The sequence below is a fragment of the Paenibacillus sp. GM1FR genome (genome assembly GCF_002803315.1).
Lineage (GTDB): Bacteria > Bacillota > Bacilli > Paenibacillales > Paenibacillaceae > Paenibacillus > Paenibacillus amylolyticus.
Genome location: NZ_MKZL01000011.1, coordinates 694,934 through 708,829, shown reverse-complemented (window position 1 = coordinate 708,829; position 13,896 = coordinate 694,934). Strand labels below are relative to the sequence as shown.

Annotated in this window: 11 protein-coding genes; 2 read left to right on the top strand and 9 right to left on the bottom strand. The window is 44.9% G+C overall.

Going from position 1 to position 13,896, the window contains the following annotated elements; genetic code table 11:
* Positions 1-191: 191 nt before the first annotated feature.
* From leuD to PAEAM_RS08985, 5 genes are all read right to left on the bottom strand, one after another.
* Complete coding sequence (gene leuD / locus PAEAM_RS09005) at positions 192-794, bottom strand: 3-isopropylmalate dehydratase small subunit (RefSeq protein WP_036607574.1); 603 nt, start codon at positions 792-794, stop codon at positions 192-194.
* Between the two features lie 31 nt (positions 795-825).
* On the bottom strand, positions 826-2,247 hold the full coding sequence (gene leuC / locus PAEAM_RS09000) for a 3-isopropylmalate dehydratase large subunit (protein ID WP_074095602.1): 1,422 nt from the start codon (positions 2,245-2,247) through the stop codon (positions 826-828).
* Between the two features lie 372 nt (positions 2,248-2,619).
* Positions 2,620-4,077, bottom strand: coding sequence for a glycoside hydrolase family 1 protein (locus PAEAM_RS08995; protein WP_100527260.1), 1,458 nt, complete (start codon positions 4,075-4,077; stop codon positions 2,620-2,622).
* Between the two features lie 45 nt (positions 4,078-4,122).
* A complete protein-coding gene (gene licT, locus PAEAM_RS08990) occupies positions 4,123-4,962 on the bottom strand; it encodes a BglG family transcription antiterminator LicT (RefSeq protein ID WP_100527259.1) in 840 nt (279 codons plus the stop codon).
* 36 nt (positions 4,963-4,998) lie between these two features.
* Positions 4,999-6,897, bottom strand: coding sequence for a beta-glucoside-specific PTS transporter subunit IIABC (locus PAEAM_RS08985; protein ID WP_100527258.1), 1,899 nt, complete (start codon positions 6,895-6,897; stop codon positions 4,999-5,001).
* Positions 6,898-7,258: 361 nt separating this feature from the next.
* On the opposite strand from PAEAM_RS08985, the gene PAEAM_RS08980 reads away from it, so the two are divergent.
* Positions 7,259-8,179 carry a LysR family transcriptional regulator gene (locus PAEAM_RS08980; RefSeq protein WP_100527257.1) on the top strand — a complete coding sequence of 307 codons (921 nt, stop codon included), beginning with the start codon at positions 7,259-7,261 and terminating at the stop codon, positions 8,177-8,179.
* Positions 8,180-8,425: 246 nt separating this feature from the next.
* On the opposite strand, the gene PAEAM_RS08975 is transcribed toward PAEAM_RS08980, so the two are convergent.
* The 4 genes from PAEAM_RS08975 to PAEAM_RS08960 form a co-directional block, all read right to left on the bottom strand.
* Positions 8,426-8,611: a hypothetical protein gene (locus PAEAM_RS08975; RefSeq protein ID WP_017687767.1), complete on the bottom strand. Its 186-nt coding sequence runs from the start codon at positions 8,609-8,611 to the stop codon at positions 8,426-8,428.
* 91 nt (positions 8,612-8,702) lie between these two features.
* The gene (locus PAEAM_RS08970; protein WP_100527256.1) at positions 8,703-9,524 is read right to left on the bottom strand and encodes a carbon-nitrogen family hydrolase; all 822 of its coding nucleotides are present in this window, start codon (positions 9,522-9,524) and stop codon (positions 8,703-8,705) included.
* A gap of 73 nt (positions 9,525-9,597) precedes the next feature.
* Positions 9,598-11,220 (bottom strand): ABC transporter substrate-binding protein, encoded by a 1,623-nt coding sequence (locus PAEAM_RS08965; RefSeq protein WP_051449811.1) that lies wholly within the window; start codon positions 11,218-11,220, stop codon positions 9,598-9,600.
* A 201-nt stretch (positions 11,221-11,421) separates the two neighbouring features.
* Entirely contained in the window at positions 11,422-12,417 is a 996-nt protein-coding gene (locus PAEAM_RS08960; RefSeq protein ID WP_036671972.1) for an ABC transporter substrate-binding protein, read from the bottom strand.
* 260 nt (positions 12,418-12,677) lie between these two features.
* Between PAEAM_RS08960 and PAEAM_RS08955 the strand changes: the two genes are divergently transcribed.
* On the top strand, positions 12,678-13,886 hold the full coding sequence (locus PAEAM_RS08955; RefSeq protein ID WP_100527255.1) for a pyridoxal phosphate-dependent aminotransferase: 1,209 nt from the start codon (positions 12,678-12,680) through the stop codon (positions 13,884-13,886).
* The last annotated feature ends 10 nt before the right edge of the window (positions 13,887-13,896 follow it).

Here is a 13,896-nt window from a genome sequence, read left to right as displayed (position 1 = left end):
TTTTAGGTTCTCTATTTAGTCGGCTGTTATTGTATCTGTTGAAGTATTCGGCCAAGAAAATTCAGGAGTTCTATGTATAGCTACTTATCAAGCTAATTTAGCTTCTGAAATTACAAAAAGCTTCTGTCTCACCGATGGGAACAAGGTCCCTTTGGCGAGCAGAAGCTTTCTGTTATGCAATACTTTAACGATTAACCGAACAGTTTTGCCGCGTGGCGTTGTTCGTAAGCAGCGATTTCATCATCATGTTGAAGTGTCAGACCGATATCATCCAATCCTTGCAACAGGAATTGACGACGGTGCTCATCCAGATCAAAATCGATATGCAGTCCGTATGCATCAGTAATCGTTTTGTTTTCCAGATTTACATTCATCTCATAGCCTTCATGTGTCGCTGTACGTTGGAACAAGTCTTCAACTTGCTCTTCTGACAACTTGATTGGCAAGATTCCGTTCTTAAAGCAGTTATTATAGAAGATGTCTGCATAAGATGGAGCGATGACACAACGGAATCCATAGTCCAAAATCGCCCATGGCGCATGCTCACGGGAAGATCCACAGCCAAAATTGGCACGTGAGATCAGGATGGATGCCCCTTCATAACGAGGTTTGTTCATTTCGAAGGAAGCATTATTGTTGCCCTCTTCATCAAAACGCCATTCATAGAACAAAAATTGTCCAAATCCGGTACGTTCAATCCGTTTCAGGAACTGTTTCGGAATGATTGCGTCTGTATCTACATTGACCCGGTCTACCGGTGCAACGATGCCTTGTAATGTTTTGAATTCTTCCATATTAAACGTTCTCCCTTCTGTCTGTTATAGATTAGATCGCTGCTTCTGTTTTGAAATTCCAGTCCCGTACGTCCACAAAATGGCCCTTAACCGCTGCTGCTGCTGCCATTGCCGGAGATACCAGATGCGTACGTCCTCCGCGTCCTTGGCGTCCTTCAAAGTTACGGTTGGACGTCGAAGCACAACGTTGACCTGGCTTCAATACATCCGGGTTCATTGCCAGACACATACTGCATCCCGCATCACGCCATTCAAATCCAGCTTCCGTAAAGATTTTATCCAAACCTTCTTGTTCAGCCTGAATTTTAACACGTCCTGAGCCTGGTACAACAATTGCTGTAACCTGACTGGATACCGTGTGACCTTTAGCCACTTGTGCTGCTGCACGCAGATCTTCGATCCGTCCGTTGGTGCAAGAACCAATAAATACATAATCAATTGGAATCTCGGCGATTGGTGTTCCCGGTTCAAGTCCCATATATTCAAGCGCTTTTTCAGCCGCTTTACGTTCGTTTTCTGTAGGCAGTTCAGCCGGAACAGGAACTTTCGAAGAAATGTCGGTTCCCATGCCAGGGCTTGTTCCCCAAGTTACTTGCGGAATCAATGTCTCCACATCGATTTCAACCATATGGTCGAACTCGGCACCTTCATCGGTTACAAGCTGTTTCCAACCTGCTACAGCTTCGTCGAATTTGGCATCCGCTGGTACGTATTCACGTCCACGCAGATATTCAAATGTTGTTTCATCCGGAGCGATCAATCCTGCTCTTGCTCCACCTTCGATGGACATGTTGCAGACCGTCATACGCTCTTCCATGCTCAACTCACGGATGGATTCGCCTGTGTACTCAATAACATACCCTGTTGCAAAGTCTGTACCGTATTTGGCGATGACTGCGAGGATCATATCTTTCGCGGTTACACCCGGGTTACGTTTGCCGACAAAACGAACTTCCATCGTTTTGGCTTTTGCTTGTTGCAAACATTGAGTTGCCATAACATGCTCAACTTCACTTGTTCCGATTCCGAATGCCAGTGCGCCAAACGCACCGTGTGTGGACGTATGACTGTCACCACATACAATCGTTTTGCCCGGGTGAGTCAGACCCAGTTCAGGTCCCATAACGTGTACAACGCCTTGATCAATCGTGTCCAGATCATACAATTTCACGCCGAAATCACGGCAGTTTTGCGAAAGTGTATCAATTTGTTGTTTGGAGATAGGATCTGTAATGTTGAAACGGTCTTTCGTTGGAACGTTGTGGTCCATTGTTGCAAATGTCAGTTCAGGGCGTCGAACTTTACGTCCGCTGAGACGAAGACCTTCAAATGCCTGTGGAGAAGTTACTTCGTGCACCAGATGCAGATCGATATACAGAATGCTTGGTTTGCCTTCTTCTTGATGAATTACGTGATTTTCCCAAATTTTCTCAAACATCGTTTTTTTACTCATCATTTTCACCTCATTATAAGTTCGGTCCTTGGAAGAGCCTCTGTTTTCTTTAAAAAGTGAAGCTCTTGAATGACATAAATATATCACCCTGTCCTTCATTGTTCCAAGATATAATATCTATAGATGTAATAGGTTTAACCTATAATAAGAGAAAGACAAATAAACCACTGCTCATCGCAGAGGTTTCAATTGATAACAATTATCATTATCAGATAAGTCTTATACTACGTTTCCGCTGCTTCGCTGTCAATGCTTTTTATCTAGAACATCAAAAAACAGCCCTGAATCCAGAGCTGCTTTCCTAGTTTCTGTTATGAATTGAAAATTATCATATCAACGCTTTCTACGAGAGTACTTGTCCGACTACCTGTATTACAAACCGTTATTCGCGATCACATCTTTGTACCAATTGAAACTCTTCTTGCGTTTTCTCTCCAGTGTTCCATTGCCGTCATTATCCTGATCTACATAAATAAAGCCATATCGTTTCTCCATCTCTGAAGAAGAATAACTAATCAGATCAATTACTCCCCAACTGGTATAACCGAGCAGTTCAACACCGTCCAGAATCGCTTCATGCATCTGTTCAATGTGAGAGCGGAAATAATCAATACGATAATCATCCTGAATGCTACCATCCGCTTCAATCGTGTCTACCGCCCCAATTCCATTTTCAACGATAAACAAAGGCACCTCGTAACGACTATACAGTTCATTCAGTGAAATGCGCAGACCTACCGGGTCAATCTGCCAGCCCCAATCATTCGTTTGCAGATACGGGTTCTTCACCCCTCCAGTTGTATTGCCACTCACCTGCTCCAATCGGTCGCCATCCACACTTGATACCAGGGACATATAATAACTGAATGAGATAAAGTCCACAGTGTGTACTTTCAGAATCTCTTCATCCCCCTCAAGCATATCCAGGTTAATCCCTTTTTCGGCAAAAAATCTCTTCGTAAAGTACGGATACGCTCCACGCACCTGTACGTCCGTAAACATAAGATTGAATTGATTATCCCGGGAAGCAACAAGTACGTCTTCGGGATTACATGTATGAGCGTACGTTGTCAGTTTGGTAAGCATACATCCGATCTGGGAACCGGGAATGATCTCATGACAGTATTTCACTGCGAGTGCACTCGCTACAAATTGATGGTGTAACCCCTGATATACAGCCTGCTCCACATTTTCGAAACGCTCCGGAACAATACCACCACTCGTAAACGGATGACGAACAATGCTGTCAATTTCATTAAATGTAATCCAATACTTCACTTTGTCCTTATAACGGGTGAACACGGTTTTACAAAAGTGAACAAAATACTCGACGACTTTCCGATCCGTCCATCCACCGTGGTGATTCACCAGATACATCGGCATCTCATAATGCGACAACGTAATTAAAGGTTCAATTCCTTGTCTCAGCATGCCATCAATAACGCGGTCATAAAACTGCAAACCGGCTTCATTTGGCTCTGTTTCGTTGCCATTCGGGAAAATTCGGGTCCAAGCAATAGATAAGCGCAACGTTTTGAGACCCATCTCCCCAAACAGGGCCAGATCCTCCTCATAGCGGTGGTAAAAATCAATGCCTCTGCGTTTCGGATATTCTCTGTCCGAGGTAGACTCCATCGCAGTTTTGATCTGTTCTTCATTGATCGCATTATGCTTTTTATACTCACTCTTGGCTACACCTTTTCGATAGATAGCAATGTCGGCTGTAGACAGACCTTTGCCATCCACATTCCACGCTCCTTCTGCCTGATTGGCAGCAATCGCTCCTCCCCATAGAAAATCTTCTGGAAACGTTCTTGTTGTATTGGTCATTGTGTATTCCTCCTTGGATTATCTCTGTAACTCTTTCATTCTTGCTCAATTGCGACTCATGACCCGATTGATATGAATAATCAAATACATCATCTCTTCATTGGAGATCGTATGTTCAAACCGAGCTTCAATATAATCCTTGATTAGCAGTACGCAGGCTTCTTCCTGCGGGTATTTATTCGCGATCTGCTCAAAGAGCTCATGATCCTGCGTGTTTAACGTTTTATGTTCAAAAAGCCGTTGAATGAAAAACTGCAAATGGGTCAAAAAGCGTGAATAGTTGATGCTGTGTGTATCCAGCTCCACTTGATAGTGAATTTTGATAATATTGAGTACATCCTTGACGGTATTGGTCATCATCATGACCTGATTCATATTGTCATCATTCTGCTGCGCATTAACGAGATGAAAGGCAATATTCGCCGCTTCCTCTTCAGGCAGGGAGAGTCCAAGCTGTTTTTGAATGAGAGACAGACCATGCAACCCGATGCTGAACTCCTGCGGATAGAACTTTTTCACTTCCCACAACATTCGGTTCTGGATCGTCATATTGTCCTTGAATCGCTTCATGGCCATATACAGATGATCCGTTAATGCGACATAGAGATGATCACTCAGATGGCGGGACAATGTATGTTTGGCATGGGAGATGATTTCATCAGCCAGAATCAGATATTCTTTTGGCGTTTCCTTCATCAGAGCGGTGAGATCCGAAGAGATCGTTTCATTTTCAAGGACATAGATCTTCTCGATCTCATCCTCGCCCACGACATCTCCCGGTTTGCTCCTGTAGCCGATGCCCTTTCCCATCACAATAATTTCCTTGTCATCCTCAACACGTCTGGCAAGAACAATGCTCGAATTCAGTATTTTTATGACTTCCATATCAGGCTGCCTGCCTTTCATTCATATTTCAGCGGGTTATAACACCGTAATTAATGGTTTCCCCGGTCCTGTTGTCGCCGCAGTTTCATTGCCCAGTATCTCCAGATAATCTGATGAATTGGTCACAATTACAGGGGTCGTCGTGTCATAACCTGCCGCTTGTATAGCTTCAAGATCAAATTCAATCAGGAGCTGACCATGAGAGATCTGTTCTCCTTCGTTCACTTTTACATCAAAATGCTGGCCTTTCAGTTTCACCGTATCCAATCCGACATGAATCAGAATTTCTACTCCTTCTACCGATCTCAGACCGATGGAATGTTTGGTACGGAACACCGTCTCAACGGTACCATCAAACGGGGCAAACACCTTGCCAACACTTGGCTGAATGGCCATACCTTGTCCCATAGCTTCTTGCGAGAAGGCCTCGTCCTTCACCTCTCTTAATGGCAGAACTTTACCTTCCAATGGAGCAAAAACAATCTTTTTCGATTTGATCCCTTTGGATGGCTGGATTTCAGATTCGCCTCTCGCTTTGTTTGTAGGACTGCCTGCTATCGACACTGCTGTTGGAACAACATCCTGAAATCCAATGACATATACAGCGACAAACGCGACAATGGCAGAGATCAGCATGGTAATGATCGCATAGATAATATTCATATGATCTTCACTGATAAACATAGGCATAGATGCAATCCCCGGACCCACGGCAGCATATGCCTTGAGATTCACAATACCTGCGAACAACCCAGCGACTCCGGCGCCGATCATGCAGGCAAACAGCGTTTTCTTGAGCCTTAAATGTACACCGTACAGAGCAGGTTCCGTGATACCGAATACACCTGAAATTCCTGCAGACAAAGCGACTTGTTTCAGCTTGATGTCTTTGGTTTTGAATGACACCGCCAGTGCGCCTGCTCCCTGCGCCATATTGGATGCCAGCATCGCGACCAGCACCAGTGTTTCATATCCAGGTGAAGCCAAGGCTGCGAAAATAATGGGATAAAATACTTTATGCATACCGAACATGACAATCAGAGGCATCAGTATAGCCATAATGACAACGGTCAACCATCCAATCTTATCCTGAATCCAATAGATCAGGTTGGACATTCCCGTTCCGAGATACATCCCCAGAGGTCCAAGTACAATCAGGGCAACTGGAGCGACAATGAGAATAACAATCAAAGGTTTAAGGAAAATTTTGACTGGTCCTGGTGAGATCTTGTCCGCGAACTTTTCAATGTAAGACATGAACCAGACCGTTAAAATAATCGGTACCACGGATGTCGCATATTGAACGGATGCAACAGGTATGCCAATAAAGGACACCGGATCTTCACCGCCAAGTAGACCAATCATATTCGGGTGTAACATGATTCCACCAAACAGAACGGCAACAAAGGGGTTCGTTTTAAATCTATTTGCACTGGAATAGGCCAGTAGAATCGGAAGAAAGTAAAAGGCAGCATCAGACATGACACTCAAAACGGTATATGTCTGGCTCTCTTTAGACATCAGGCCGGTCACGGTCGCCAGTAGCAAAAGTGCCTTAAGCATGCCCGAGGCAGCAATGGCTGGGATAATAGGTTGGAAAATGCCTGCAATGACACTGGCAAAAGTATTAAACAGTCCTTTGGGGCTATAATCCGCTTTTTGTTTCTCCTGAATTTCGTTTGATTGCCGAGTATCCATCATCTTGGCAAGTTCATTGTAGACGTACGCGACGTCATTACCGATAATAACCTGATATTGTCCGCCGCTATTCACTGCGCCAATAACACCATCAAGGCTCTTAATTTCTTGGGTCTTCGCCATATCCGGATTCTTCAGGGTAAGTCTGAGCCTGGTAGAGCAATGAATTAACGTGTTGATATTATCATTGCCACCGACCAGCTCCATAATCGATTGGGCTAATTGTTTGTAATTCATGGTGCACCTCCGTTTCTTGATGGGAACAAAAAAAGACCTAAAAAGGGTAGGAAAAGAGAAACTCTTCCCACCCAATCTAGGTCTTGCCTGCCGAACAGTAACACGCCATCGTTGGATGAATGTTATTCAATTATATGAACGAAAAAGAATATGAACATTTGAGATGGTTCTGTGCTAACACTTGAAACTGGTACACATGAAAACGTTGATTTTGTTTTACCCGGGTAAGTGGTTCTTATTAAGCGTTTTCAAAATCAGTATATCAACTCTTCTGATGGAGTGCAAGCGGTTAAGCGAAATTAATGATTTCTTCATCTGTAATGATATAATGGTGGCATAACGAAAGGAATGACCAATTACGATGGAATTCAGACAACTTCAATATACGTTGCAAATTGCGGCCGAACGCAATTTCTCCCGGGCAGCAGAGAAGCTGCATATTGCTCAACCTTCATTAAGCCAGCAATTATCCAAATTGGAAAAAGAATTGGGAGTGCTACTGTTTCAGCGTAATACCAGTACCGTGGAGTTAACCCATGCGGGTGTTACGTTTGTCGAGCAAGCCCAGAAGATCGTAGATGCTGTGGAGCTATTGCGTCAGGAAATGTCCGACATCTCCCAGCTTCGCAAAGGTAAAGTCGTTGTGGGCAGCATGCCGATCACGGGATCACACCTGCTCCCACACGTGCTTCCTGCGTTTCAACAAGCTTATCCCGAGATTGAGGTTACCTTGTTGGAAGACTCCGGGCTTACGCTTGAGAAATTGACAGCAAGCGGCAAAGCAGATCTCAGTCTGTTATCTCTTCCTTTACAAGAGCCAAGTCTCGCCTATGTTGCCATTGGAGAGGAAAAGATTGATCTGGCAGTTCCCCCGAATCACCCTTTGGCACGCAGGGCAGATCCGAAATATCCGCTTCCCGTGCGAATTGAAGAACTTCGGGATGAACCCTTTGTTGTATTGAAAAAAGGGCAGGGCTTCCGCAAACTTACATTCGATCTCTGTGAGCAGGCTGGTTTTGATCCCCAAGTTGTGTTTGAGAGCACCAATATTGAAACCGTTCAGTCGCTGGTCGCCACTGGTATGGGCATTACACTGGTTCCACGCTTTATCGCCCGTGCGCCGCGCAGTGAGTTCGTGCCTGTGTATGTGCCACTTGCTGAGCCTACTCCTAGCAGAACACTTGTTGTGGCTTATCGTCAAGGCAGAGTGCTGTCGAAGGCAGCCGAAGCATTCATCCATACGTTTCAACAAACCGTGGCCGAACTGTCAAAGGGAGACTAAGAAATTGCTCTATGGTATAGGTACATTTCTTTAGGTACATTTCATACTGAACCAAAACAAAGGCTTGACCCTTATGGGCCAAGCCTTTGTCCTATACTCGTTTCCCGCATCCGCAGGATAGAGTTCTTACATTGCAATCACAGTAACTGGTTACAGTACAATGTTGCTTGTTAAGTTGTTTAGCTACAATGCTAATTTATAATGTTAACGTAGAAACGTACATAAGAAAACTTCATGTCTGGCGGTTTATTTACGCAAATTACGATCGCTTGTCAGCCTGTTTTGCTGATTCATTACACGGCCTTCGTCCTGAACAGTTGAATCAGGGGGTGATAGCCCTCCTGCTCCATTCTCTAAGAATGCCCTTAAGTGATCTTCCCTTGTGTTATCCTGTTCCAGTCTCCTGAGCGTATCTTTCACATGGTTGTCCATTGATTGATCATCCTCCTTGGTGACGGGATAGTTATCATTACCCGCGTCCTGGAAGAATAAACACTTTTTCTGAAGAATTTTATTTCAGTTTTTATTTTTTGCCAAAATAAACGCCAGGTCGACGGTCTTCAAATACAGGAATACGTCCGCGAACCTCATCTACCAGAGATGGACGAATAATTCCGGTCACGATCTCTTCCCCTTCGCCACCTTCAGCCACAATCTCACCCCAAGGATCAATGATAAGGGAATGTCCGAAAAATTCGGCCTCTCCCCCTTTACCTACACGGTTACAGGCGATCACATACATCTGATTCTCAATCGCTCGTGCGGTAAGCAACGTACGCCAGTGGTGCAAACGAGGGTTCGGCCATTCGGCCGGTACAATCAATGCCTTGGCCCCGTTGAGAGCAAGGGTGCGGGCAAGTTCCGGAAATCGGATGTCATAACAGATCGAAGCACCCGCTGTAAGACCGTTCTGCAATTCAAAAATTTCAGGTTCCGCACCAGGCTGTAAATATTTCTCCTCGTCCATCAGACGGAACAAATGTAATTTATCGTATCGTGTTACCTGTTTTCCTTCACGATCATAAGCGTACATTGTATTGTATATTTGACCATCCCGTTTTTCGGCAATCGAACCGCCAACGATGGAAATTTGATGTTTTTGAGCAAAAGCAGACAGCCATTCCCGAGATTTCTGGCCTTCCGGGTCAGCGAGTTCATGAATTTGAGTCAAAGCGTATCCGGTATTCCACATCTCAGGTAACACAGCCAGCCCCAGATCCGGATATTGTTCTACCGCACGCTTAAGCAACATCTGCATATGTTTATGATTGGCCTCAGGGTCTCCGAGCTGAATATCGCCCTGAATCAGGGCTACACGCATTTCTCCCTGTTGTTTTTCTGTCATGACAAGCACTCCTCTGAACCGTAATACCTGCTATCATAGCTTGATCCTCCTGAGGACTGCAAGCCTGTTTTTGTTATGAACTTGCACACAACAACTCAGGGAGCAGGGTCAACAATCGATCACTCGTGAGCGCATCACCCACATTCCATGTTGACTCCTCCACAGGATATACCCGTCCATTCTGCACAGCCGGAAGGGCCTGCCAACTGGGACTTTTCATCAGCATTTCTGTAGCCTGTCTTGCCACAACTTCCTCAGGCAGCATAACAAACACATGATCTCCCGCGTACTGACGTACCGCTTCAGCCGAAATTTCCTTATAGGCTCTGCCTGCCGCAAGTGCTTCCTTCACTTTGGTAACTGGACTGAATCCCATTGGATGATATAACATAGGCGCCAGACCGATATTGCCCATAACAAATAATCGTGCACCCCGATGGTATGTAAATACGGATGCCGTTTCCCCCTCTTCAATTACAGTATGGATCTTCGCCCACATCTGCTCAGTACGCTCCGCATAGGAGGTTAGCCATTGTTCAGCCTGCGGTTGTCTGCCAAACCAGCTGCCCAATCTGCGCATTCGTTCTTCCAACGTGGCATGTGAATTGTAAGCAAGCGTCGGTGCAATCCGGTAAAGTTGTTCATACTGTTGTTCATTACTGCTATCAAAAATAATCAAGTCCGGCTTCATGATAACAGCGGCTTCCACATTAACTGGGGCGACCGCGTCATATGTCCGATCTTCCAGCAACTGAATGCCCAGCATCAACAGATCCCCAGCAGAATCTCCATAATACATAATTCGCTCTGGGTTAACTGGAATATTCACATCATGACCCAACCAATCTTGTACTAACGTCTGCTGCTGAATCGATCTGTCATATTGACGAGGAGATAATCCGGTCATTTGGCGAAAACGCCTGCTGAAATAATACTCATCCTTAAACCCCACGCGACTCGCTATATCCCGAAGTGGTTCATCTGATTTGCGAAGCCAGTCCTTGGCATGTTTAATGCGTACATGATTCACATAATCAAGCGGCTTGTGACCCGTGAGTTGTCTGAAAAGGGTCGTATATTGTACAGGTCTGATCTCCGCAAGACGTGCCAGTTTCTGTACAGTGATTTCTTCAGCATAATGGTCGTCCACATACTGAATCGTACTGTGTAGTCTTGTCTCCATACTCTGTTCCGTCTTTGGAGAAGTGTATCGGGTAATGATCATCTCCATCCATTTTTGGAACTGTGCATTCAAATGACTGTATTCGGCATCTGTTTTATAATTCCGAATGACATACATTTGCTCCAGCAGCCCACTTAACGGAGCATAGGGATAACCATTCAATTGGTTTCTGTGCTCAAATACAGCGCGGGTAAAGAGTTCGGGATCACCCGTCAACACATGAATAACATCAAAAGCCATTATGATATATTTTAATTCCGAGTTATTACGATGTTCAATCTGGTACCCCTCTCCCGGAGAAAGCGGATAAACACATCCCGTAGTAAACGGAAACTGTTCATGTCCAATATATAAACGCCCATCCCCTTCTTCACAGATCAGGAAGGCATGTTTCTCGCAAGCAACTTCCAGCATCACCTGTTCAGGTGGTTCAATTCGTCGTACCAGATGATCCAGCCGAAACATGAATGCTGAAAAGAACAACGCTCCCCCATCGGCATCCAAAGCCTGCATGTCGGTTCACCTCGTTTTTCTGAAATGAGAATAATTATCAATCATTCTGTATGGTCTGATTATAAGCGAGCGATGGTCAATAATCCAGATATGAGTTTAATCAGCAAAAAAGAGCGTTCAACGAAATGTTGAAGGCCCCTTTCACTTTTTTATAACTGCATTACTCAAAGGTGTTACTGGTGCCTTATTGGCTCGTCACCATTATTGAATCATCTGTTTTGGCAGCTCTTGTAACAGCCACTCTCTGGAAAGAGCATCACTAGAAGCTTTTACGATATTAAAACGATATACTTTCCCTTCTTTCACCGCAGGCAGGTTCTTCCAGATTGTACTATCCAGCAATTCCTTGGTGGATTGTTTTGCATCGTCGGTCACAGGATCCAAAATAAATATCCGATCACCGGCAAATTCAGATAATTTTTCAGTCGAAATCTCTACAAATCCCATGTCTTCATCCAATACTTTCTGGATTTCCGCGGTTGGCTTCAGCCCGTCTTTTCCGTATAACAACTGTGGTAATCCTGCACCCGCCATGACAAACAGACGATTCCCGGGATACATGGTGAATACCGAAGCGGTCTCCCCTTCTTTTAATCCGTTCTCATGCAGTTGCGTCCACATCTCTTCCGTCGCTTTTTGATGAGCCGTAATCCAATCCTCCGCTTCTTGCTTCTTATTCAACAAATCGCCAAGGATACGCATGCGATCTTCTATTAAACCAAATGAATCAAATGTAACTGTGGGTGCAACCTTTGCGATCTGATCATATTGAGCCTCGTCACTGTTGGAGAAAATGATCAGATCGGGATTCAGGTCTAACGCCTTTTCCACACTGATCGGAAATCCTACATCTTCTGCCTGAGCAACCTGATCATCAAATACGGTTCCCTCTTGACGAAGTATGCCGACAGGAACAACACCAAGCGCGAGCAGATCCCCTGTAACTTCTCCATGATAGATAACTCGCTTCGGATTTACAGGAATCTCAACTTGATGGCCAGTCCAGTCTTTGAATATCCGGGTCTCGCCCTCGTTCGTCTCTTCCGTTGCAGTTTGGGTCTCTGTCGTTTCTGTGGCTGCTTTGGAATCATCTGCGCCAGCAGCAGGTGTTGCAGTTTGATTTCCACAAGCCAGTAGCAGAATGGATAACCATGTGATCGTTAATAATACTCCCGTATTTCGTATGCCTTTTTTCATTTCTATTTCTCCCCCTGTATCAAGTGCGTTGTGCTAGAAATTAATGATATTGATTATCATTATCGGATATTATCATAAAACATGGCTTCTCTCAGCTCAATGGACAAAACTAAATGAGCACTTTCAGTTTTGTACAATACTCCGCTCTTTGCTCCTATGTACTGTATATTCAAGTGCATTTCCCTCTATACAGCTCGGGATTTGCGTGATAAATTAATGAGAACTATTTGCCATTATTAATAACCGGAGTGATGAATATAATGACCCAATCAGACCATACATCTGCTCGTTCAGCTTTTAAGATACCGACTTCTGATGTGATGACACAGCTTCCAACGCAATTTTTTGCTACCCTTGTTCAAAATGTAAATCGTGAAATCGCAAGTGGACATGACGTGATTAATCTGGGTCAGGGGAACCCGGATACACCTACACCACCTCATATTGTGAAAACACTGCAAGAGTCGGCTGAGAATCCCCTCTACCACAAATACTCCCCTTTTAGAGGGTACTCTTTCCTGAAGGAAGCTGTCTCCAAACGTTATAAGGAAGATTACAACGTTGATCTGAACCCCGAGACTGAAGTAGCCATTCTGTTCGGAGGCAAAACCGGATTGGTTCAGTTACCTCAGGTCCTGCTTAACCCCGGGGACACCGTTCTCGTTCCAGATCCCGGCTACCCGGATTACTGGTCTGGTGTTGCACTCGCCAAAGCAAACATGTCATTTATGCCTTTGCTGGAGTCCAATGCATTCCTGCCGGATTACGAAGCTGTTACAGCCGAAGATCGGGAGAAAGCCAAGCTGATGTTCCTGAACTATCCCAACAATCCAACGTCGGCAACGGCACCCCTTTCGTTCTACGAAGATACGGTTGAATTTGCCATTCAAAATCAAATCGTAGTAGCCAGTGATTTTGCTTACGGTGCGATTGGATTTGACGGACATCGTCCCGTAAGTTTCCTACAAGCCCCTGGTGCCAAAGAAGTGGGCATTGAGTTCTATACGTTATCCAAAACGTACAATATGGCTGGATGGCGTGTTGGATTCGCGCTTGGCAATGCAGAGATTGTCTCTAAAATCAATCTGCTTCAAGATCATATCTATGTCAGTCTATTCGGTGGAATTCAGGCTGCGGCAACGGAAGCACTTACTGGCTCACAGGAATGTGTTGCCTCACTGGTTTCACGCTACGAATCCCGTCGCAATGCATTTTATGACTCTCTTTCCTCGATAGGCTGGCAAGCTTCGAAACCCGCAGGTTCATTTTTCAGCTGGTTGCCTGTACCTGCCGGTTATACCTCTGCTTCATTTGCAGACTTGTTACTGCGAGAAGCCAAGGTGGCCGTAGCCCCAGGTATTGGTTTTGGTTCGCATGGCGAAGGCTATGTGCGCGCGGGACTGTTAAGTGATGAAAACCGATTACGCGAAGCTGTCGAGCGGATTGGCAAGCTGAATTTATTCAAGTAATTTACAGGAC